Annotated in this window: 19 protein-coding genes; 11 read left to right on the top strand and 8 right to left on the bottom strand. The window is 58.8% G+C overall.

Translation table 11 applies throughout. The features are described from left to right. Window positions 1–37: 37 nt before the first annotated feature. Window positions 38–1,249 carry a DegT/DnrJ/EryC1/StrS family aminotransferase gene (locus MWR57_RS08270; protein ID WP_423124331.1) on the top strand — a complete coding sequence of 404 codons (1,212 nt, stop codon included), beginning with the start codon at window positions 38–40 and terminating at the stop codon, window positions 1,247–1,249. Between the two features lie 76 nt (window positions 1,250–1,325). On the opposite strand, the gene MWR57_RS08265 is transcribed toward MWR57_RS08270, so the two are convergent. Together MWR57_RS08265 and MWR57_RS08260 are read right to left on the bottom strand one after the other, a co-directional pair. Further along, a complete protein-coding gene (locus MWR57_RS08265) occupies window positions 1,326–1,769 on the bottom strand; it encodes an Lcl C-terminal domain-containing protein (RefSeq protein WP_423124330.1) in 444 nt (147 codons plus the stop codon). A gap of 37 nt (window positions 1,770–1,806) precedes the next feature. Further along, a complete protein-coding gene (locus tag MWR57_RS08260; RefSeq protein ID WP_423124329.1) occupies window positions 1,807–2,394 on the bottom strand; it encodes a TetR/AcrR family transcriptional regulator in 588 nt (195 codons plus the stop codon). A 150-nt stretch (window positions 2,395–2,544) separates the two neighbouring features. Between MWR57_RS08260 and MWR57_RS08255 the strand changes: the two genes are divergently transcribed. Next, the gene (locus MWR57_RS08255) at window positions 2,545–3,447 is read left to right on the top strand and encodes a hypothetical protein (RefSeq protein WP_423124328.1); all 903 of its coding nucleotides are present in this window, start codon (window positions 2,545–2,547) and stop codon (window positions 3,445–3,447) included. On the opposite strand, the gene MWR57_RS08250 is transcribed toward MWR57_RS08255, so the two are convergent. Then, window positions 3,439–4,218, bottom strand: coding sequence for a class I SAM-dependent methyltransferase (locus tag MWR57_RS08250; RefSeq protein ID WP_423124327.1), 780 nt, complete (start codon window positions 4,216–4,218; stop codon window positions 3,439–3,441). The genes MWR57_RS08255 and MWR57_RS08250 overlap by 9 nt on opposite strands. Window positions 4,219–4,295: 77 nt before the next feature. Here MWR57_RS08250 and kdsB point away from each other — a divergent pair, with 77 nt between their 5' ends. From kdsB to MWR57_RS08235, 3 genes are all read left to right on the top strand, one after another. Further along, a complete protein-coding gene (kdsB, locus tag MWR57_RS08245; protein WP_423124326.1) occupies window positions 4,296–5,069 on the top strand; it encodes a 3-deoxy-manno-octulosonate cytidylyltransferase in 774 nt (257 codons plus the stop codon). A 231-nt stretch (window positions 5,070–5,300) separates the two neighbouring features. Further along, window positions 5,301–6,230 carry a malate dehydrogenase gene (gene mdh / locus MWR57_RS08240; protein WP_423124325.1) on the top strand — a complete coding sequence of 310 codons (930 nt, stop codon included), beginning with the start codon at window positions 5,301–5,303 and terminating at the stop codon, window positions 6,228–6,230. 140 nt (window positions 6,231–6,370) lie between these two features. Beyond that, the gene (locus MWR57_RS08235; RefSeq protein WP_423124324.1) at window positions 6,371–8,641 is read left to right on the top strand and encodes a gluconeogenesis factor YvcK family protein; all 2,271 of its coding nucleotides are present in this window, start codon (window positions 6,371–6,373) and stop codon (window positions 8,639–8,641) included. On the opposite strand, the gene MWR57_RS08230 is transcribed toward MWR57_RS08235, so the two are convergent. Continuing rightward, the gene (locus MWR57_RS08230; RefSeq protein WP_423124323.1) at window positions 8,626–9,189 is read right to left on the bottom strand and encodes a hypothetical protein; all 564 of its coding nucleotides are present in this window, start codon (window positions 9,187–9,189) and stop codon (window positions 8,626–8,628) included. The two genes, MWR57_RS08235 and MWR57_RS08230, sit on opposite strands and share 16 nt — an antisense overlap. A 407-nt stretch (window positions 9,190–9,596) precedes the next feature. On the opposite strand from MWR57_RS08230, the gene MWR57_RS08225 reads away from it, so the two are divergent. The 3 genes from MWR57_RS08225 (at window position 9,597) to MWR57_RS08215 (ending at window position 12,863) form a co-directional block, all read left to right on the top strand. Then, on the top strand, window positions 9,597–10,394 hold the full coding sequence (locus tag MWR57_RS08225) for a toll/interleukin-1 receptor domain-containing protein (RefSeq protein ID WP_423124322.1): 798 nt from the start codon (window positions 9,597–9,599) through the stop codon (window positions 10,392–10,394). A gap of 229 nt (window positions 10,395–10,623) precedes the next feature. Beyond that, the gene (locus tag MWR57_RS08220; RefSeq protein ID WP_423124321.1) at window positions 10,624–11,739 is read left to right on the top strand and encodes an adenine-specific methyltransferase EcoRI family protein; all 1,116 of its coding nucleotides are present in this window, start codon (window positions 10,624–10,626) and stop codon (window positions 11,737–11,739) included. Next, a complete protein-coding gene (locus MWR57_RS08215) occupies window positions 11,736–12,863 on the top strand; it encodes an HNH endonuclease family protein (RefSeq protein WP_423124320.1) in 1,128 nt (375 codons plus the stop codon). The genes MWR57_RS08220 and MWR57_RS08215 overlap by 4 nt, the downstream gene beginning before the upstream one ends. Window positions 12,864–13,027: 164 nt before the next feature. On the opposite strand, the gene mscL is transcribed toward MWR57_RS08215, so the two are convergent. Together mscL and MWR57_RS08205 are read right to left on the bottom strand one after the other, a co-directional pair. Further along, entirely contained in the window at window positions 13,028–13,450 is a 423-nt protein-coding gene (gene mscL, locus MWR57_RS08210; RefSeq protein WP_479723959.1) for a large-conductance mechanosensitive channel protein MscL, read from the bottom strand. Window positions 13,451–13,650: 200 nt separating this feature from the next. After that, window positions 13,651–14,817 carry a PAS domain-containing sensor histidine kinase gene (locus tag MWR57_RS08205; protein ID WP_423124318.1) on the bottom strand — a complete coding sequence of 389 codons (1,167 nt, stop codon included), beginning with the start codon at window positions 14,815–14,817 and terminating at the stop codon, window positions 13,651–13,653. 320 nt (window positions 14,818–15,137) lie between these two features. Between MWR57_RS08205 and MWR57_RS08200 the strand changes: the two genes are divergently transcribed. The 3 genes from MWR57_RS08200 to MWR57_RS08190 all read left to right on the top strand — a co-directional run bounded on the left by MWR57_RS08200 (window position 15,138) and on the right by MWR57_RS08190 (window position 18,531). Beyond that, window positions 15,138–16,805: a cation:proton antiporter gene (locus MWR57_RS08200; protein WP_423124317.1), complete on the top strand. Its 1,668-nt coding sequence runs from the start codon at window positions 15,138–15,140 to the stop codon at window positions 16,803–16,805. Further along, window positions 16,802–17,767, top strand: a complete 966-nt coding sequence (locus MWR57_RS08195) for a universal stress protein (protein ID WP_423124316.1) — start codon at window positions 16,802–16,804, stop codon at window positions 17,765–17,767. The genes MWR57_RS08200 and MWR57_RS08195 overlap by 4 nt, the downstream gene beginning before the upstream one ends. A gap of 227 nt (window positions 17,768–17,994) precedes the next feature. Continuing rightward, window positions 17,995–18,531 (top strand): hemerythrin domain-containing protein, encoded by a 537-nt coding sequence (locus MWR57_RS08190; protein ID WP_423124315.1) that lies wholly within the window; start codon window positions 17,995–17,997, stop codon window positions 18,529–18,531. Between the two features lie 14 nt (window positions 18,532–18,545). Here the strand turns inward: MWR57_RS08190 and MWR57_RS08185 are convergent, their stop codons facing one another. Further along, window positions 18,546–20,003, bottom strand: coding sequence for an SDR family oxidoreductase (locus MWR57_RS08185; protein WP_423124314.1), 1,458 nt, complete (start codon window positions 20,001–20,003; stop codon window positions 18,546–18,548). A gap of 53 nt (window positions 20,004–20,056) precedes the next feature. Continuing rightward, complete coding sequence (locus MWR57_RS08180) at window positions 20,057–20,458, bottom strand: pyridoxamine 5'-phosphate oxidase family protein (RefSeq protein ID WP_423124313.1); 402 nt, start codon at window positions 20,456–20,458, stop codon at window positions 20,057–20,059. Window positions 20,459–20,491 lie beyond the last annotated feature (33 nt).

The following is a 20,491-nucleotide window of genomic DNA, read 5'->3' as shown; positions in this document are numbered from 1 at the left end:
AGAATTGCGAAAAAAGCCGTAGACAGAGGAGCGCATTATGCCCGGTTTTGAGATATTTGGCGAGGAAGAGAAAAAAGAGATCCTGGAGGTGCTGGACACCGGGGTGCTGTTCCGCTACGAGTTTCCCGACCAGCGCAAAGGGGTGTACAAGGTCCGCACCTTTGAGGAGAAGTTTGCCGCCTATTGCGGGGTGAAACACGGCCAGGCCGTCACCTCCGGCACCGCGGCGCTCAAAGTTGCCATGGCCGGTCTGGGCATCGGCCCCGGAGACGAGGTCATCACCCAGGGCTTCACCTTTGTCGCCACCTGGGAGGCGATTTTTGAGGTCGGGGCCATCCCGGTTTTCGCCGAGGTGGATGAAACCCTGAACATGGACCCGCTTGATCTGGAAAAGAAGATCACCGGCAAGACCAGGCTGATCATCCCGGTGCACATGATGGGCGCCGCAGCCCGGATCGAGGAGATCAAGGTCATTGCCGACAAGCACGGGATACCGGTGTTGGAAGACACGGCCCAGGCTGCCGGGGCCAGCCTCAATGGCAAGCGCCTCGGCTCCTTCGGGGCCTGCGGCACCTTTTCCTTTGACCCGGTCAAGACCATGACCACCGGGGAGGGCGGGATGATCGTCACCAACGACGAGACGCTCTGGCGGAACATGAGCGAGTACCACGACCACGGCCATGACCATGCGGTCAATCCCGGCGGCCGGGGCGGCGAAGGCCGCAGCTTCATCGGTTCCAACTACCGGATGATGGAGCTGCAGGGCGCCATCGGCCTGGCCCAACTGGCCAAGCTCGACGGAATCGTCGCCTCCCAGCAGCAGAACAAAAAGGCGATGAAGGCGCTGGTTGCCAAGCTGCCAGGGGTGACCTTTCGGACCATTCTGGACGAGAAGGGCGACAACGCTTCCTTCCTCGCCTTTTTCCTGCCGGACAAGGACAAGGCCCAGACGGTGAAAAAGGTGCTGGCTGAAAACGGGGCCGGGGCGATCTGCTTTGCCGAGAACACCTGGCATTACTACCCCAAGTGGGAGCATCTGCTGGGTGGGGCAACCCTTGCCAAGTCGGGCTGGCCTTTTGCCGAGCCGGGCGGGAAAAAACGGGTGGTGTACGATGCCACGATACTGCCGCAGTCCGCGGCGATCATGGACCGTCTGCTCGTCTATCCGGTGCCGGTCAAAGAGCTTTCCGCGGAGCGGCTTGGGCAGATTGGCGCTGCCATCGAAAAGGCGGGTGCCGCTCTTTCCTGAACCCCTGCCGTGTCACGAAATACCAAGCCCCTGCCTCCGGCATTCCGGAGACAGGGGCTTTTTTGCGGGCGAGTGATCAGGGGCGCACGGCCCTGATATATCCCTGGGTTCCCGGCGCGTACTGCCGTTCCGGGTCGCACTGGTCGGAGATCTCCCAGGCCCCGGCCTTGCCCTCGCCGTTTTTCTCGCCGGACCAGTAGTTCCCCTTGCGGTCCAGGGCGCAATCGCCATTCTGGAACAGGTCAAAGAGGTAGTTGAGGTCGTAGAGCTCATCCACGGTGGGCAGACGCCAGTCGCTGTATCCTCCCAGGCGCAGGGCTCGCGCATACTGCTCCGCATCCTGCAGGCTGGTGGTCATTGCGCTTTTTTCAACCTGCCACATCCGGCCGGAGACCGTGTCCTGGCAGATGCCGTTGCCCAGGTTTTGCATGCGCGCCTGGCGCGAGGACTTGCCGGCGCAGCCCTGGAGGGAGAGGAGAAGTACTGCCAGGAGAAGCAAAACGCGCTGTGTGTGTTTCATGTCAGACCTCCTTGGGTCGTGTTTTTGGAAGAAAAAATTATCGCCCCAGCAGGCCTGCGATGGCGGCGAGGAAATCGTTCAGCTCCTCTGTGTCTTTATTGACCCTGGACATCATGATTCCGCCTTCCAATGTGGCCACCACGGTTTTGGCCAGGAGACGGGGCTGGGTGGCTGGCGGCAGCAGCCCTTTTTCCAGGGCCTCGTCAAGATGCATGGCCAGCAAATCGGTCCAGCGGCCGAATACCTCCTGGATGACTTGGGAGAATGTATGGTTGCTGTCGGCCATTTCCAGGGCGGTGTTGCCGAACAGGCAGCCTCCGACAAAGTTGTTTTTTTCCTGTTGCGTGAAAATAGCCTTGCAGGAGTTGATGATTTTTTCCACCGGGTCGCGACCGGCAAGAGTCTTTGCCAGAAAAGAAAAAAATTCCCCCTTGGCATCCTCCAGCACCGCGAGACCGAGATCCTCCTTGCTGGCGAAGTGATAATACAGATTGCCTTTCTTGACCCCGGTGGCCTCGATGACCGCGCTGATGCTGGTGTTGTGAAAGCCTTGGACCACAAGGATTTTCCTGGTCGTCTTTAGGATATGGTCGCGGGTTTTCTCGCCTTTGCTGGTTGTGGACATCGGGCTCTCTTGAGAATAAATTAAACTGACCGTTTGGTACAATTTATCCCAGGTCACCTCCGCCGTCAAGGGCTATTTTTCCGTTTTCTTCCCCAGCGGGGATTTTCAATGTTGTATACTTGGGAAAGACGTACATTGGGGGGATTTGCCATGGGCGGACCGCTGCGTTTTTTATTGTTTTTCGGGTGGTGCTGTTGCCTGCTGGGCACCTCACCTTTGGGGTTGGCGCAGGCCGGACAACTGCCCCTTGCCCCAAAGCCGGTTTCGGTCGGCGAGGTCGCGCAGCCGAACGGGCCTGAGGTGTGGCGGCCGGAGACGGCATCGCTGCCGGTTTTCGGGGCAATCCGGCTTGCCGATTTCTCTCTGCCCGCGCTGGCCGTGCTCCTCGGCCTGGCGGACGGCTTCAACCCCTGCGCCATGTGGGCCCTGGTCTATCTTCTTTCCCTGCTGGTCTCCCTCCGGGACCGGCGCAAGATCTGGCTGCTGGTGGGCTCTTTTGTCCTGGCCTCCGGGGTGCTCTATTTCCTGTTCATGACCGCCTGGCTCAATGCCTTTCTTCTGCTGGGCTATCTGCGGCCTCTCACAATCGCCATCGGTTTGGGCGCCCTGCTCATCGGCGTGCTGGATCTGCGCGCCTTTATCCAAACCCGTGGGGCTCCGGTCTGCACGGTGGGCAACCCCGGGTTCAAGAAGCGGACCATGGGCAGGATGGAACGGCTGGTGGCGGCGCCGCTTACCCTCGCCACCTTTTTGGGCGTTGTCGCCCTGTCCTTTACGGTGAATGCCATAGAATTCGCCTGCTCCGCCGGGTTGCCCGCCGTGTTTACCCATATCCTTTCCCTGCGGCAGCTCTCCGGGCCGCAGTATTACGGCTATATCCTGCTCTATGATGTGTTCTTCATGCTGGATGATCTGCTGATCTTCAGCCTTGCCGCCTTCACCCTGCAAACAACCATGGCCGACGGTTATGCCCGGTACGGCAAATTGGTGGGAGGGGTGGTGCTGGTGGCGCTGGGGCTGGTGATGCTTGTGTCCCCGGAGCTGTTACGCTAAGGGGGCGATCAGGTACACATCAAAGCGGCTGTTCTTGCCGCCTATGGTAAAGTTTGGGGCTGGGCCGGCCAGGGCTGGGGCCAGGCGCGGCCGCTTCACCACCACCCGGCGGGTGGCAACGGTAAGGGCCGCGGCCAGCAGACCATCGCTGTCCTCATCATCGCCGACCAGCAGACGGATAAGCCGCATTTCTTTCTTGACCATGGCGCTTTTGCCGCGGTGCGGGTACATGGGGTCGAGGCAGATCACCTCGGGGTGTTCGCCCTGCCAGGTGCGGAGGATCTCCATGCTCTCCCCCGGAATTAGACTGAGCCGGGCCATGATTCCGGCCAGCGCCGGTTCCTGCCTTGCCCGCTCGATGCCGTCCGCCAGCAGGGCCGCCACCATCGGCGAGCGTTCCACCATCCGGACCGTGCAGCCCAGGCTGGCCAGGATGAAGCTGTCCCTCCCCAGGCCGGCGGTGAGATCGAGCACCACAAGGCTTGTCCCGCCCTTGAGTCCCACCGCCCGGGCAATGGATTCCTTGCGGCTGGTGGTTTGCCTGCGGCGGTACTCGATGGGGCCGCCGAGGAAATCAACGAACAATGGACCCTCCGCGCCCTTGGTGGTTTGGCGCAGCTCCAACCGCTCCGGGGTCAGGGTCAGCAGCAGGGCAGGGGGGGGATCTTCCGGGTTGTAGAGCGGCAACCCCAATTGGGCGGCCAGGACGCGGGCTTTGTCGGCCAGCTCTGGTGCAGTATGGCTGACGGCTACTTTTTCCCGGTGCATCATTTCCCGTCCATGGTATATTCAGGAGGTTTTTTCGCAGGCCCCTTGGCCAAACAGCCCCACTTACAGCAGAGAAGATAATGGATACCCAGCATAAAGCACAAGCCAAAGTTGTGGCCATCATCCCGGCCCGCTACCATTCCAACCGCTTCGAGGGCAAGCCCCTGGCCAAGATCGCGGGCAAGCCCATGATCCAGCACGTCTATGAACGGGCCAAGGCAGTGGCCCTGCTTTCCCGGGTGGCGGTGGCCACCGACGACGAGCGGATCGCCGAGTGCGTGCGCTCCTTTGGCGGCGAGGTGGTAATGACCCGCTCCGACCATGTCTCCGGAACTGACCGGCTGGCCGAGGCGGCCAGTATCATGGGGATCGGTGAGCAGGACGTGGTGGTGAACATCCAGGGCGACCAGCCGCTCTTCGAGGCAGAGGTGGTTTCCCAGGTGGCTACCCCGCTTTTGGAAGACCCGGCCCTGCCCATGTCCACCCTGATCTACAAGATCGTGCGCGAGGAGGAGATCACCGACCCCAACCACGTCAAGACCGTGTTCGACCGGCACAACAACGCCCTCTATTTTTCCCGTGCTTCCATCCCCTTCCAGCGCAACCCCGAGGAGCCGGAAGCGCCCACCTACTACAAGCATCTTGGCTTTTACGCCTACCGCAAGGGGTTCCTGCTCACCTTTGTCGGGCTGCCCGAGGGCGAATGGGAGCGGTTTGAGAAGCTGGAGCAGTTGCGCGCCCTGGAGTTCGGCTACCGCATCCGCGTAGTGCTCACGGCGCACGACTCCATCGAGGTGGATACGCCCAAGGACCTGGAGCGGGTGGAGGAGCTGATCCGCAAAGACGGCAACTAACGGGATTGACCAAGCCTTGTCCGGCGAGAAAATTCGCAGACTGCCGGAAAATCCCCTCTCCCCCTGCGGGAGAGGGCTAGGGAGAGGGGGAACGTGCAGATTGTGAGGTGGTTGGCAACCTCACCCACCCCCCACCCCCCTCCCGTCGAGGGAGGGGGAGTTTAATGCGAAAAGCTAACCGGACATCATTGAGATTACCTACTGCTAACCATATAATTTGAGGAACAAATCATGAGAAGAAACAAAATCACCATCATCGGCGCGGGCAATGTCGGCGCCACTGCTGCCCACTGGGCCGCCAGCCGAAACTTAGGCGATATCCTCCTGTTGGACGTGGTGGAAGGGGTGCCCCAGGGCAAGGCCCTTGACCTGTTGCAATCAGGCCCGGTGGACGGCTTCAACAATCGGATCACCGGCTCCAACGACTTCGCCGATCTGGCCGGTTCCGACGTGGTGATCATCACCGCAGGCCTTGCCCGCAAGCCCGGCATGAGCCGCGACGATCTTTTGGCCAAGAACGTGGCCATCGTCAAGTCCTGCGCCGAGCAGGTGGCCAAGTATGCCCCGGACTGCGTCCTCATCGTGGTCACCAACCCCATCGACGCCATGGTCTACACGGCCTTCAAGGTCACCGGCTTCCCCAGGGAGCGGGTGATCGGCATGGCAGGGGTGCTTGATTCCGCCCGTTACCGCACCTTCCTGGCCGAGGCCTTGGGCGTGGCGCCGCGTGACGTCAATGCCCTGGTCATGGGCATCCACGGCGACAACATGCTGCCGCTGGTCCGGCTGGCCAATGTGGCAGGCGTCCCGGTCACCGACCTGCTGTCCGCAGAGGAACTGGCTGCTATCGTTCACCGCACCCAGCACGGCGGGGCCGAGATCGTCAACCATCTCAAAACCGGCAGCGCCTTTTACACCCCCGGCCTGGCCGCGGTGGAGATGGCCGAAGCGGTGCTCACCGACAGCAAGCGGGTTCTGCCCTGCGCCGCCTATGTTGAGGGCGAGTTCGGCTTTTCCGGCTGCTTCCTCGGGGTGCCGGTGGTACTGGGCGATAAGGGCGTGGAGCGGATTATTCAGTTCAAGCTCACCGACGAGGAACAGAAGGCCATGGCCGAATCCGAGGTGGCGGTGCGCAAGCAGATGGCGGCTACCGGGTTATAAAAATAGGCGAAAGGTTAAAGGTGAAAGGTGAAAGGTCAAAACAAAATATTCGTCAGGATTTGTCCTTATCCTTTAGCCTTTAGCCTTTAGCCTTTAGCCTTGCCTTTAACCTTTAGCCTTTCAACCTTGAGCCTTTTACCTTGAACCTTGAGCCTTTCCCCTTATCCGCCAACGAGCTGATTTCCCGCCTGGGCGATGCGCGCTTCACCCTGCTCGATCTGCTGCCCGAGGGCGATCTGGCCGAGAAGCTCATCGGCTTGGCGCTTTCCGGGGTGCCGCCAGCGCCTGCGTCCATGGCCACGGAGTTGGCGTGTCTGACCATGGCCTTAAATGGTACGGAAACCAAGGATGCGCGGGTGGTTGTGTTCGGGGGCGGCACCGGGCTTTCCAATCTCATCGGCGGCGATAGCCGCAATCCCCTGTGGCCCAACGATCCCTTTCAGGGCCTCAAGGAGGTTTTTCCGCAAACCCAGGCCGTGGTTTGCGTCACCGACGACGGCGGCTCCAGCGGCGAGTTGCTCAAGGAGCTGCCCCTCATCGCTCTGGGCGATATCCGCCATGTCCTGCTCTCCTCCATCCGGCAGGAGAAGCTGCACGAGCAGTATGGCCTCATGGGCCGGGAGGCGCTGCGGGTAAGCGCGGCGCTGCACCAACTCTTTAACCACCGCTTCGAAACCCCGCCTTCCTCGCCCCATGCCCTGCTGGGCGATGCCGAGGTCAATCTGGCTGCGCTGCCCGAGGGTATGGGGCACGGTTTGGCCAGCCTGATCGAGGCGATCTTCCGCGAGCCGCAACTGCGAAGGCAGCTCTCCCACCCCCATTGCCTCGGCAATCTCCTGCTCGCCGCCGCTATTTTAAGCGAACAGGAGGAGATGGCCGGAATCTCGCGGCTGGCCGGACTCATCGGCGCCAATCCCGAGGCGGTCTTGCCCTGCACCACCACCCCGGCCCGGCTCAAAGTGCTGTACGGCAACGGGGTCTTGGTGAGCGGGGAACACAAGTCAGGCACGGCCCGGCGCGGCTATCCCGTGGACCGGGTTTTCGTGGAGTTTGCCGCGCCGCCCCAGGCCCCGCCCCAGGTGCTGGGTGCCATTGCTGAGGCCGATATCATCCTCTTTGCTCCGGGCAGCCTGTTCACCAGCATCGTGCCGATCTTGCAAGTGCCGGGCATCGCCCAGGCGATCCGCGACAACCAAGGGGCGCTCAAGATGCTCGTGGCCAACCTCTGGGCCCAGGCCGGGGAAACCGATATGGCCCACGGCAACGGCAATGGCGACCACCCGCAGCGGTTCCATGTCTCCGACCTGCTTGCCGCCTATCACCGCAACATCCCCGGCGGGGTGCGGGATCTTTTTGCCCAGATTCTGGTCCTTGGCTTGCGCGATATCCCCGGCTCCATCCTCCAGAGTTATGCCCTGGAAAACAAGGTGCCCATCTATCTCGACCGCGACAAGGTCCGGGCCATGGGCTTTGCCCCCATCGAGGCCCGGCTCTATGCCCAGGCCGATATCGAACAGCGCGGGGTGATCCAGCACGATCCCGCCTCCCTGGCCGCGGCGGTACGGGTGATGTGGGCGATTCGTGATTCCCTCGGCGAGGCGCAAGGATGCCGGCTTTCCGGCAAGGGCGGTGGAACGGAGGTTCTGCTCGATCCCCTGGCCCAGACGGCCAGCCAGCGTTTTGCTGCGATCCGCGAACGGTTGCGCACCCTGGCTATTGGAGAAGAGCTGCATCCTGCGCTGGCTGAAATCTTCTGGCGCCACGGGGATATCCCCCTTACCCATCTGGACGGGGTCGCCGGGGTTGTGCTGCTGGATCGGGAGGAGTGGGCGCGAACCCTGGAATGGGATACCATCCTTTCCTTCTATGACCCTGTGGACCGGCTGATCAAGATTCGCAAGGATGTCTTTCCTGAGCCGGACAAGTTCGAGGTGGGATTGCTGATCGCCCTGGGCCAGTCCCTGCTGGGCAATTACGCCGAGGAAAAACGCAGGCTGCCCGTGGAGCGTGACGGCTTGCCCCTGGGCTATGAGTTCCGGTTGGTTCTGCGGCCGGAGGAGGAGCTGCGTTCTTTCTTCAGCCCAACGGAGCTGGCCCGGTTTCTGGAGCTGGTGCGGATGCGGCAGGCTGCCAATGCCCCATGCCTCTATACCCGGTTGGTAAACGGCGATGAAGGCTTTACTCCGCCGGGGTTGCTCTTCGGCCTCACCTATGCCTGGTATCTGGACAACCGCCATGTTTGCCATGTGGAATACAAGATGTCCATCAACCGCATGATGTCCTGCGGTCTGATCCCGGAACAGCAACGGGTGGCTGGGCGCAGGCAGGCGATGATCGATTTTTTCCGGACCGTGGTTTTTCGCTACACTGCCGCGCAGTTGCAGCCTTCAGCCGATCAGGGCTTGGGCTGAATCCAAGGCAGCGGATCGATAAGCCGGATGCCGGGGTTGCTCCACAGACCGGGCCAGTTTATCTCCGCCGCCCGCCAGCCCGGCGCGAGCCAGCCAAGGGAAAGGTGGAGATGATCCGGCGGGGCCGATGCACCCCGCGTCGTGCCGCAAGCCACCTCGGCCAGGGGTTCTTTCGCAGAGACCTGCGCTCCGCACTCCACCAGGGGGTGAACATGGCCATAGAGGGAGATAAGTCTCCACCCCTGCCCATCCATCACCGGATGTCGCACCGCCACGGTGCTGCCCAAAAAATCCTCGAACACCGCAATCACCTCCCCATTCCAGAGCGGCGGGAGCAACCCCTGCTTCGGCAGCTCTTGCCGCTGGCCGGAACTGTCCGCAAGATAGACCAGGTCAACCCCTTCGTGCGGGCTTTGGCGAGGGCCGTTCTTCCACCATGCCTGAGTCTCCTTAAAGCGCATGCCGGGGAGAAAGAGCCAGCCGGTGCGTGTTTCGGCAAGGTTGTTCAGGTTGAGGAAGGTGCTGAAAAATTGGGAGTCCGGGATCATGGTTATCGGGTCATGCGAGGGAGAAGGTGAGGTGGTTCGGCCAGGGTTTTATCCGGGTCAGGTCAAAGGGCATCATAGCACAATAAAATAGTATGCGTTACGTTCTGTTCAGGCCCATTCAGAGATAATATCCTTGAATTGCTCCATGGTGTCAGGTAGACATATAACACCCCCGGCTAATTTTAGCCGGAATTATGTAGCTAGCTAGATAACACCCCTTTAGGAGGTGGATATGTGGCTATTTAAGAGAAATAATGCTCGGAAATTGCCCAAAGAAATCAATTCAAGGGCTAAAAATCGAGCCGAAAAAAACAACTCGAGCTAGCTCGATAATATTATTGTTAGGGCTCGCAACCATGGCTACGCTTCGGGACTACTTTCTCACGAACAAAAATCATGGGATAAAAGTGACCCAGACAACCGAGATCACCACCCGAGGCGGTTTGAAAATCCCGGTGCAGATGTATCTCGACTTTGTATCTGGATCCATCTATTTGGCTTGCTACCTCGAGCCCGTTCCAGACCCGTTGCAGCGCTGCCTAGATTTGGTAACAGATAACACAGTTTCGTTAGTTCTCGGAGTAGCTGGGGGCTTCCATATTGCTAGCGGGTTTCCAGAAATAACCCCCATTAAAGCTGCAGACCTAAGATTCTGTGGACGTATCTACATCTACTCGGACAACGTGCTGTCAAGCAGCGAACTTGAACAACTGCTTCAAGTAGCCAAGCAGAAAGGCCACCTACTCGAATACTGCGGTCGCAATTGGGCTGCCCAGCATGTACAGATTGAAAAGCCACTGGCTTTTATCTCGTACGATAGCCGCGACAAAGACACTGTGGCGAAACCACTTGTCGAGGAACTGGGTAGATTTCCGGGTTGTACGGTTTGGTATGACGAATATTCACTGAAGATCGGAGACAATCTTCGCGAGAGCATCGAAAAGGGGTTACAGGAATGCAAGAAGTGCGTCCTCGTGCTATCCAGGAACTTCCTGGCAAATAGTGGCTGGACAAAGACCGAGTTTAACTCGATCTTTACCCGAGAAATCGTGGAGCAATCCAATGTAGTGCTACCGATTTGGTGTGATGTGTCGCGAGATGAGATTTACTCCTACAGTCCAAGCCTAGCTAATCGAGTCGCAGCACATTGGAGTAAAGGAGCGGCAGAAGTTGCACGGCAAATTTATTTGGCGGCAAACGCCTAACCTTGCAGTCAAGAGGGCCTGCGCAAAAGCGCGCAGCCCCTTACTTTTACGTTAGGCCTTTGTGACTTCCGTGCGCATATGGTCCGATGAATCCCGATACACGCACGGACGAAACGAGAAGGGGGACTGCGTTGCAGTAAAGTTTTGCTAATAATTCAATTCTGGCCACGAATTGTCGGCCCCATCGATAGCCTTGATTTAACTGCGGACGAGGAAGGACGCATCACGAATGGCACTTAACGAGGCGCTTAGCGCGCGAAATCGGAACTCGGCAGATGAGTTCTACACTCAGCTTACTGATATCGAAGATGAACTGCGGCACTACCGGGCTCAATTCAAAAACAAGGTCGTGCTATGCAATTGCGACGACCCGTTCGAGAGCAACTTCTTCAAGTACTTCGCCATGAACTTCGGTCACCTCGGCCTGAAGAAGCTCATTTCCACCAGCTATGCAGGTTCGCCGATCACAGGCAAGCAACTGCCTCTCTTCGATGTCGAGGGGCTGCGAGCCGTTCGACCCGTGCGTGATGTTTACAAGGTCGAGATCACAGAAGTCCCAGACCTCAATGCTGATGGCGCAATTGACCTGCTCGACGTCGAGCACCTCCTGCGCCACGACTCAAACGCGGTCACTCCACTGGGAGGTGATGGCGACTTCCGCAGCCCGGAGTGTGTCGCTCTACTGGACGAGGCTGACATAGTCGTAACAAACCCACCATGGAGTCTAATTCGGTCCTTCATCCCAATGCTCCTTGAGCACGATAAACAGTTCCTCGTGCTTGGCGATCAAAATTTCGTAACTTATCGGGAGATCTTTCGAGAAATCCAGGCCAACAAACTTTGGTTTGGCTATAACAACGGCGGCACTAAGTGGTTCCGAGTGCCCGATGACTACGAGATAAAGACAGAATCGCGCAAGAAGATTGTCAACGGCGTGAAATACTTCAGCATGGGGCGAGCCTACTGGTTCACAAATATCGATCACAGCAGGCGCCACGAGCCCTTGACCTTGTATAAGCGTTACTCCCCCGAAGAGTACCCGACTTATACGAATTACCCAGCAATTGAGGTTTCTAAGGTTTCGGAGATCCCGATGGACTACGATGGTGAAATGGGTGTCCCCATCACATTTCTGGATAAGTACAGTCCTGAGCAATTTGAAATCATCGGTCAAAGCATCGAGCTGGCTGAGCCCATGTCGCGGTATGCGGCAAAAGAGAACTACGCCAGCGCCGCTGGCCGGGTTGTTGGCGGGACCGGAAAGTTTTTTGTCCCTCTCGGCAGTGGGAAGCATCGAGGCGTTTACCAGCGTGTTGTTATTAAGCATATCGGAGACAAATCGTGAAGATCGCGCTAAAGAAGGTAACCGTCCGCGACGTTGCCGAAGACTTCGTTGACAACGACGAGCAGGGTGTATTGGGTTACAAAGGCAAGCTCAACATCAGGCCCAAGTACCAGCGAGAGTTTGTCTATGATGAGAACAAACGGGGAGCAGTTCTGGATACGATCCGTAGGGGATTCCCGCTCAACGTCATTTACTGGGCACTTAACGAGGACGGCACCTACGAGGTCTTAGATGGCCAGCAACGGACGATCTCTTTCTGTCAGTATGTTGTTGGCGATTTCTCGATCATGATCGATGGTCACCCGATGGCCTTCCACAATCTCACACAGCAGCAGAAGGAGGTTATCCTCGACTACGACCTGATGGTTTACGTCTGTGAGGGCAACGACACTGAGAAGCTCGACTGGTTCCGAACAATCAACATAGCTGGAGAGAAGCTTTACGATCAGGAGCTGCGCAATGCCGTCTATACCGGCCCCTGGCTGACTCACGCCAAGTCGATTTTCAGCAAGTCCAACGGCGCGGCCTACGGTCTGGCCAGCAAGTACGTCCCCGGCTCCCCAATCCGTCAGGAGCTTCTGGAGACGGCTCTCAAGTGGAAGTCCGGCGGCAAGATCGAGCACTACATGTCTGACCATCAACACGACCCCACTGCCAACGAGCTTTGGACCTACTTCCGGAACGTCATTGAGTGGGCACAGCTAACATTCACGACCTACCGCAAAGAGATGAAAGGTGTCGCGTGGGGGCCGCTCTACGACGAGTTCAAGGATGAGCCGTACGACCCGGCCGCGCTAGAGAAACGAATCGCCGCATTAATGCGCGATCCAGATGTGAGCAAGAAAAAGGGCATCTACACTTATGTACTCACCGGCGAGGAACGGCACCTGAGCATCCGGCAGTTCGACGACAACATGAAACGTGCCGCCTACGAGGCCCAAAACGGCATGTGTGCCAACGGGACCAAATGCAAAACACCGGGAAACGACGACGGTCATAGTGTCTTTGAGCTCGGGGAAATGAATGGTGACCACATCACCCCGTGGTCCAAGGGGGGCAAAACCGTAGCGGAAAACTGCCAGATGCTTTGCATCCCTTGTAATCGCGACAAGAGCGATTTGTGACGCGTGTCCTTGGTTCATACCCCAAGGAGGGGCCTAACAAGTGGGGGAATTCAGGGGGCAGGATACGTAATTCCGACCAAAACATTCTACTGACAAGCCGCGGATGTTTGCGCTAAGTCGGCAGGAAAACTCTCCTCTCCATTTCCCAAATTTTCATTCCCCCTTTATGCCGCCTGAAGCTCCGAGGTGCAGTGCGGGCAACGCAGTGCCTTGATCGGAATGATGGAGCAGCATTGGGGGCATTCCTTGGTTGCGGGTTCAGGGGCAGGTGCTTCCTCTTTTTTCTTCAGGCGATTGATCTGCTTGATGAGCATGAAGATGGCGAAGGCCACGATGGCGAAATCCAGGATGGTGTTGATGAACACGCCGTATTTGAGGGTGATCGCCTCGGCGGTCTCGGTTTTCTCCTTGAGGGTGACGACCAGATTGGAAAAATCGACATTGCCCATGATCAACCCGATGGGCGGCATGATAACGTCCTGAACCAGAGAGCTGACGATCTTGCCAAAGGCGCTGCCGATGATGATGCCGACCGCCATGTCCACCACGTTGCCGCGCATGGCAAACTCTTTGAATTCCTTCAGTATTTGCATTTTTTTCTCCTCGGTTATTGGTGCGCTGTAGGCTGCGGGTAAGCACGCAATGGCTTTCCCCTTTGCCCTTCCAGTATTGGTGCAAACAGCTTCAAGAAGCATCGCATTTTTGTGGGCAGGGTGTCAATCCCTCTCCCTGCCGAATTGTCCGGCACGGCTTGGTGGAGGCAGGGAGTAACCAGGGACGGCCAGTCTCAGGGAGAGGCTGCCTCGATGTTGCGGGGGCAGCGGAAGCGGAAGGTGGTGCCGTTTTCCGGCGAGGAGGTGAAGCTGACCTTTCCTTTCAGGTAGCGCTCGCCCAGCAGTTTGATGCTGTAGGTGCCCAAACCCCGGCCTGCCCCCTTGGTGGAGAAGGAGCGCTGGAAGATCTGCAATTGTATTTCCTCGGGCATGCAGCCGTGGTTGTGGACCCAGAAGTCCAGGTTGTTGTCGGCCTGCTCGCAGCCGATGCGGACCACACCCTCCGGGGGGGAGGCCTCGATGGCATTCTTGGTCATGTTGATCAGGATGCGGTGCAGCAGCCGCGGGTCGGTGAAAAACTCCGTTGCCACGGCATCGGCGCTGATTTCCACCCTGCTGGTCCGGCCGTTGTCGATATTGTTGTAAAAGGCAACCACCTCCTCAAGCAGGGCAAGGCTTGCGCAGGGTTTGCCCTGCAGGTGCAGATCGTTGTTCTCCGCCGCGGCCAGGGCGGACTGCGCCTCGACCTCATCGGCCAGCCGATGCGCATAGCGGTGCAGAACATCCTGAAACTGCCTCTTCTTTTCTTCATCCAGTTCTTTCTGGCAGAGGGTCCGGCTCATGCCCACCATGCCGGTGGCAATATTGGCCACATCGTGGAAGAAGATGCGCTCCAGGGCCCGCCTTCTTTTTTCATGGGAGATATCGGAGAGAAAGAAGAGGTAGAGATTGTCGTTTCCGCCGGGAAAAGGCGCGGTCTGCACCCGGAAGTCGAAGGACTTGCCGCTGCCCTCCTGCCTGATCCGGCATTCCTGGGCATCACCGTTTTCCGGCTGGTGCAGGAGAAGCGGGGGAGTGGCTTTGGCTGCGCCGCAGGTGGAACAGAAGACGGTGGTGCCGCAGCCCAGAATACTCTGCATTGCATGCTCGCAGGCCAAGGCGTCCCCCGGTTTTTTCCCCAGCACCTCGGCAAGGGATGCGGCGCCAAGAAAATGCAGAAAAGCCTGGTTGGCAAAAATGATTTGCCGGGTATGATTGAGAACCAGGACAAAGCCGGGGAAGGCATTGAGAACGTCCAACAGTTGACGGTTGTTGCCTATGGTTTTGCTCAGGGTTTCGATTTCAACCCGAGAGCAGCGCGGCTGCTGGGATGTTTCGGAAGCACAGAGGTTTTCGTTCATGTTTGGCGGCAAGGTCTTGTGTCGGTCTGGTTTTGGCTGCGGAGGTACTGTGCCGGTCTCATGCGCTGTCGGCTGCCGGTAATCTTATCCCTGCAATCTCTTTTTGCAAAGAAAAAACATCCTGTTACTCCACGGAACAGAGGAAAAACAGCAGGAGAATACGCATCCCATGCAGTTGCTGGTTGTTAGGGGCGCGTGGCTGTTTTTTTTGACTTTCCATCTCCCATTGCATAGAATCCTACCAGGTGGGAAGCACCACCCATGGATAAGGCGATACGCGCATGGGAAATGGGGGAGTTTCAGAAACCGTGAGATAACGAATGGTTGAAAATGTTTTTGTACAGATGGGCCTGATCCTGGGCCTGGCGGTCGTCAGCGGGGGCATTGCTCAATTCCTGCGCCAACCGCTGATCGTTGCCTTCATCGTGGTGGGCATACTGCTCGGCCCCTCGGTTTTCGGATGGGTGACGCACAGCAGCGAAATCGAGCTGTTTGCCCGTTTGGGCATTGCCCTGCTGCTGTTCGTGGTCGGGTTGAAGCTCGACTTGCACATCATCCGTACCGTGGGGCCGGTTGCGCTGGCTTCCGGTCTGGGGCAGGTTGTCTTCACCTCGCTCATCGGGTATCTGATCGCCCTGGCGCTGGGCATGCCGCATGTCATGGCCATCTATGTGGCTGTCGCGCTCACTTTTTCCAGCACCATCATCATCGTGAAGCTCCTCTCGGACAAACGGGAGGTGGATTCGCTGCATGGGCGGATTGCGGTGGGCTTTCTCATTGTCCAGGATATTGTGGTGGTGCTGGTCATGATTGGGCTCACCGCTTTTGGCCAGCCCGCCGGTGAGATGCATCTCGGCTTGGAAGCATTGCTGGTTTTGGCCAAAGGGATCGCGATGCTGCTTGTTGTGGCCTTGTTGATCCGCTACGTTTTGACCGGGTTGCTCCATCGTCTCGCCCACTCGCCCGAGCTGTTGATGTTGTTCGCCATTGCCTGGGCGGTGCTGGGCGCCACAGCCGGCGACACCCTGGGCTTCAGCAAGGAGGTGGGGGCCTTCCTGGCAGGTGTTTCCGTCGCGTCCACACCCTATCGTGAGCAGGTGGCCGCGCGCCTGGTCAGTCTGCGCGACTTCCTGTTGCTTTTTTTCTTTATCGAGTTGGGTTCCAGTTTGGATATAAGTACCCTTGGCGCACAGGCGGGCCCGGCCATACTGTTTTCGTTTTTCGTGCTGGTGGGCAACCCGCTTATTGTCATGGCTATCATGGGCTACATGGGGTATCGCAAGCGCACCGGCTTTCTGGCCGGGCTCACGGTGGCCCAGATCAGTGAATTCTCGCTGATCCTTGCCGCGCTGGGTCTCAGCCTGGGTCATCTCGACCGGGAGACAGTGGGGCTCATTACCTTGGTGGGATTGATTACCATCAGCGCTTCCACCTATATGATCATCTCCTCGCATTCCCTGTATGAGCGGCTCGCCCCCTATCTTGGCGTGTTCGAGCGCAAGGTGGCGCACCGGGAGCTGGATGGGTCGGCCGGGGATGACCGGAACATGGATGTTCTCCTCTTCGGCCTGGGGCGCTACGGCGCTGCGGTGGCGGACAATCTGCGCCAACGGGGCTGCCGTTTGCTCGCCGTGGATTTTGATCCGGAGGTGGTGCGGCGCCATCTCCGCGATGGCTACGCAGTCCATTATGGTGACGCCGAGGATCCGGAATTTATTGCTTCGCTGCCGCTGGAGCAGGTGCGTTGGGTCGTGAGCACCATGCGGGATCGCGTCATCAACCGGATGCTGCTCCACGGGCTTCACCAGCAGGGCTACCCCGGCAAGGTGGCGCTCTCCGCCGCCAGCCGCCAGGAGGCCCAACAGTTTGAGCGGGAGGGAGTCGACCTGGTCTTTGTCCCTTATGCCGACGCGGCACGGGAAGCGGCGGACCGCCTGTTCCCCCATGCCGAATCGAGTTTGAAAACCAATACGGGGGCCGCCTTATGAAACGATTCAAAAACATTCTCTATGTATCAGAAGAGGGCGTGGACCAGGCCTCCGCCTTGGCGCGGGCGGTGACGCTGGCGGAAAACAATCAGGCCGAACTGACGGTCATTGCCGTTGTACCCCGTATCCCGGGGAGTAAAGGGACCGCAGATGGCGTGCCGGATTCCACCGGGCTGCAGGCGACACTGGAGAGTGAACAGAGGCAAAGGTTGGAGTCGCTGATCGATCCCCATGGGCAACGAATCAACATTGCGCGCAAGGTGTTCACTGGCAAGGCTTTTCTCGAAATTATCCGCGCCGTGCTGCGCCACGGGTATGACCTGGTAATCAAGCCCGCGGAAAATCCCGATTTCCTGGCGAGGCTGTTCGGCAGCGATGATATGCATCTGTTGCGCAAATGTCCCGCTCCGGTGTGGCTGATGAAGTCCCAGGAGAAATCTAATTACAGCAGTATTCTCGCGGCGGTCGATTTTGACCCGCTGATGGCCGGAGGCGAGGAACTGGCCCTCAATGAGCAGATTATTGGTTTGTCCGCTTCGCTTGCGCTGTCCGATTTTGCCGTCTTGCATCTGGCGCATGCCTGGGAGGCTTTTGCCGAAGGCAAAATGAGCGTATGGGGCGGGGACCCCGCCGCTGCCGCCACCTATGTCGAAAATGAACGTTTGCAGCATGAGAGCGGGTTGTACCAGCTAGGGGAGTGGCTGCGAAATCGGATCGGCTCGGAAGCGTATGACTATCTTGCCCCTCGCTTCCACCTCCGCAAAGGGCAAGCGCGCAAGGTCATAACCGCCCTGGCCGGGGAAGTACAGGCGGACCTGGTTGTCATGGGGACGGTTGCGCGGACAGGCATTCCCGGGTTGCTTATCGGCAATACCGCCGAAGCCATTCTGGAACAGGTGCAGTGTTCCGTGCTTGCGCTCAAGCCTGCCGGGTTTGTCTCCCCCGTCAAACTCGTTGAATAACGGTTTTAAGTGTGCCGATCCAGCCAGTGATTTTGCTCCCAGCAATGGCAGGAGCGATGGCCAATTATATGTGCGCCAAGATTGCGGAGAGGAAACAGGAGCAGGAGAAGAGGGCGGGGCACGGTTTTCGCGGAGTGATTTGATGGAGCAGGTTGGAGTATCGCAACATATCGAAATCAATTATTTTTCTTGCGTTGTTCGGCAGGGAATAAAAAGGAGAACAGCACATGCAAGCACGCGGACCGCTCATGATAGAGCACCGGCTCATTGAACGGATGCTCGCCATAATTCAGGATGCCCTGGCAGAGGCAAGAAAAACCAAGAAAATCGACCCCGTGTTTGTTGACACTGCGGTTGATTTTGTCCAAACCTATGCCGACCGCACCCACCACGGGAAGGAAGAGGATATCCTGTTTCTGGCCTTGAAGACAAAGGGGCTGTCAGAACCGGACCAACGGGTCATGGACGAACTGATTGAAGATCATGTGTTCGGCAGGATTACAACCAAGGCGTTGGTCGAGGCAAACACCCGCTATCGAAACGGGGACTCCGCTGCCCTGGAAGAGATTGTCAGGTGTTTGCACACCCTGGTGGATTTTTATCCCAGGCATATCGCAAAAGAGGATACGGTGTTTTTCCCCGCCTCCCGGGCGTATTTCTCCGAAGCCGAGGACCAGGCGATGCTTGACGAATTCTGGGCGTTCGACCGGAAAATGATCCACGAGAAGTACAAGGCCGTGGTCGAGAAGCTGGCCGGAAAATAGTCCGGGCCGCGTGTTCAGCCTCGGGGGGCGGCGCTCGCCTGTGCGGCTTGCGCCACGATTTTTTCGGCAAGATTCCTGAACACCAGTTCGTGAAAGGGCAGGACCGCGTACCAGTACACTCTGCCCAGCAACCCGCGCGGATGAAAATGGGCGGTCTGCACCATCTGGTCGTTCTGGATGTCGAACTCAAGCCAGGCCTTGCCCGGCACCTTCATCTGGGCCACAAGCAGAACCCGTTTGTTTTTCTTGAGGTCGGCCACCTTCCAGAAATCAAGGGCATCCCCCATCCGCAAATCCTTCTGCTGCCTCCTGCCGCGGTTCAGGCCATAGCCGCCGCTCAGCTTGTCCAAAAAACCCCGGATCTGCCAGAGCAGGTTGTAGGCGCCCCAGCCTTCGGCGCCGCCGATCCCCTTGACTGCCGCGTAGACCAGGGCCGGGTCCAGCCCGTGTAATGGAATCTCCCGCCGGTCCCGCAGGATGGGGGCGCCGGGGTTGTCCTGGTGCAGGATGTCGCAGAACGGCTCCGTGGAGCTGTCGCACCAGCGGCTGATGACCAGATCCTGCTCCAGCTCACCAATGGCGGCCTGCACCGCGCTTTCATAGCTGCGGGGCGTTATCCCGGGGAAATGGCGTTGGGCATGGTCGTTTTGGATGAGGGTTTCTGATTTGAGCCCCTCCACCAGGGCGGCGGCCATGCGGTAGGGGATGGGGGTAAAGAGGATCAGCCAGAAGGAGGAGAGGCGCGGGCTCAGCACCGGCACCGGCAGGAGCAAGCGGCGCAGCCCCATGACCTTAGCGGCCCGGAGCATCATCTCCCGAAAGCTCATGGCTTCGCCGCCGATGTCCACCACCAGATCGCCCTGGACCTCTACGGCGATGGCCGCCTCCAGATAGGCGAGCACGTCGTCCACCGCCACCGGCTGGGTGCGGGTGGTGACCCATTTCGGGGTTACCATGAGGGGCAGCTTCTGGAGCAGGTTGTAGATGATCTCGAAACTGGCGCTGCCCGCGCCGATGATGATTCCGGCCCGAAACCAGAGGGTTTGCAGCCTTTCCGGGCGGGCGCTGAGGAGTTCCCCGGTCTCGATCCGGCTCAGGAGGTGGCGGCTGGCGCTTTCCTTGACTCCCAACCCTCCCAGGTAGACGAGCCGCTTCACCCCGGCTGCGATGCAGGCGTCGCGGAAGTTGACGGCGCTTTGCCGGTCGCGCTCCGCGAAATCCTGGCCCGAGCCCATGGAGTGGATGAGGTAGAAGGCGACCTCGATGCCGGAGAGGGCCTCGCGCAATGCCTCGGGGCTGAAGGTGTCGCCCTCCACCACCTCAACCCTGGCGAGTACCTCGGGCCGCACCTTGTGGCGGTTGCGCACCAGCAGCCGGAGCGCCAGATCCGGGCGTTTGAGCAGCCTGTCCTTCAGGCGCCGGCCGATGTAGCCGGTGGCGCCGGTGATCAAGACCTTGCAGGTGTCGGCCATGCGGTACTCCTCGGGTTGAAGGGGTCACGGCAAGGGGCAATGGGTTTTTCGGTTCAGCAAAAAGGAATTTTGGCCGGATCGTCACCGATCAGGGGCAGAATTTTCTCCACCGCAAAGGAGACCAGGAAGGTCATCCCCCGGGCCTGATCCTCCTCCGGGGTGAGGTGTCTTCGCATCAGGCTCTTGATCGCGGCGGGGTCGGTTTCTTCTTTGATTTTTTTGAGAAAAAGGCGCACTCCGCGGGAGCCTGGCCCGTCTGCCATGAAGAGAAAAGTGGCGTGCGGGTTTTCCTGGATATTGCGGTGGGAGAGCCGGTCGCGCATGAGAAAGGCGACGACGCCATCCTCCAGAACATGCGGAACGCTGTAGAGTGCGGCGTCAACCCGGCCATCGCCACCGGCTGTGGCCAGAACCCCTCGGCCGGCGGTGCTCTCAAGATACTCTTTCATGTCCATGCGGTCATTCTCCTGTTGGTTGCTGGTTGTCTG

This window comes from Hydrosulfovibrio ferrireducens (assembly GCF_046883345.1).
GTDB classification, from domain to species: Bacteria; Desulfobacterota; Desulfobulbia; order Desulfobulbales; family Desulfurivibrionaceae; genus Thiovibrio; species Thiovibrio ferrireducens.
This window is presented reverse-complemented; position numbering and strand designations above follow the sequence as displayed.

Excerpts from the sequence above, each read along its gene's own strand:
- MWR57_RS08270 (WP_423124331.1), top strand. The coding sequence starts at position 38 with ATGCCCGGTTTTGAGATATTTGGCGAGGAAGAGAAAAAAGAGATCCTG.
- MWR57_RS08265 (WP_423124330.1), bottom strand. The coding sequence starts at position 1,769 with ATGAAACACACACAGCGCGTTTTGCTTCTCCTGGCAGTACTTCTCCTC.
- MWR57_RS08260 (WP_423124329.1), bottom strand. The coding sequence starts at position 2,394 with ATGTCCACAACCAGCAAAGGCGAGAAAACCCGCGACCATATCCTAAAG.
- MWR57_RS08255 (WP_423124328.1), top strand. The coding sequence starts at position 2,545 with ATGGGCGGACCGCTGCGTTTTTTATTGTTTTTCGGGTGGTGCTGTTGC.
- MWR57_RS08250 (WP_423124327.1), bottom strand. The coding sequence starts at position 4,218 with ATGATGCACCGGGAAAAAGTAGCCGTCAGCCATACTGCACCAGAGCTG.
- kdsB (WP_423124326.1), top strand. The coding sequence starts at position 4,296 with ATGGATACCCAGCATAAAGCACAAGCCAAAGTTGTGGCCATCATCCCG.
- mdh (WP_423124325.1), top strand. The coding sequence starts at position 5,301 with ATGAGAAGAAACAAAATCACCATCATCGGCGCGGGCAATGTCGGCGCC.
- MWR57_RS08230 (WP_423124323.1), bottom strand. The coding sequence starts at position 9,189 with ATGATCCCGGACTCCCAATTTTTCAGCACCTTCCTCAACCTGAACAAC.
- MWR57_RS08220 (WP_423124321.1), top strand. The coding sequence starts at position 10,624 with ATGGCACTTAACGAGGCGCTTAGCGCGCGAAATCGGAACTCGGCAGAT.
- MWR57_RS08205 (WP_423124318.1), bottom strand. The coding sequence starts at position 14,817 with ATGAACGAAAACCTCTGTGCTTCCGAAACATCCCAGCAGCCGCGCTGC.
- MWR57_RS08200 (WP_423124317.1), top strand. The coding sequence starts at position 15,138 with ATGGTTGAAAATGTTTTTGTACAGATGGGCCTGATCCTGGGCCTGGCG.
- MWR57_RS08195 (WP_423124316.1), top strand. The coding sequence starts at position 16,802 with ATGAAACGATTCAAAAACATTCTCTATGTATCAGAAGAGGGCGTGGAC.
- MWR57_RS08190 (WP_423124315.1), top strand. The coding sequence starts at position 17,995 with ATGCAAGCACGCGGACCGCTCATGATAGAGCACCGGCTCATTGAACGG.
- MWR57_RS08185 (WP_423124314.1), bottom strand. The coding sequence starts at position 20,003 with ATGGCCGACACCTGCAAGGTCTTGATCACCGGCGCCACCGGCTACATC.
- MWR57_RS08180 (WP_423124313.1), bottom strand. The coding sequence starts at position 20,458 with ATGGACATGAAAGAGTATCTTGAGAGCACCGCCGGCCGAGGGGTTCTG.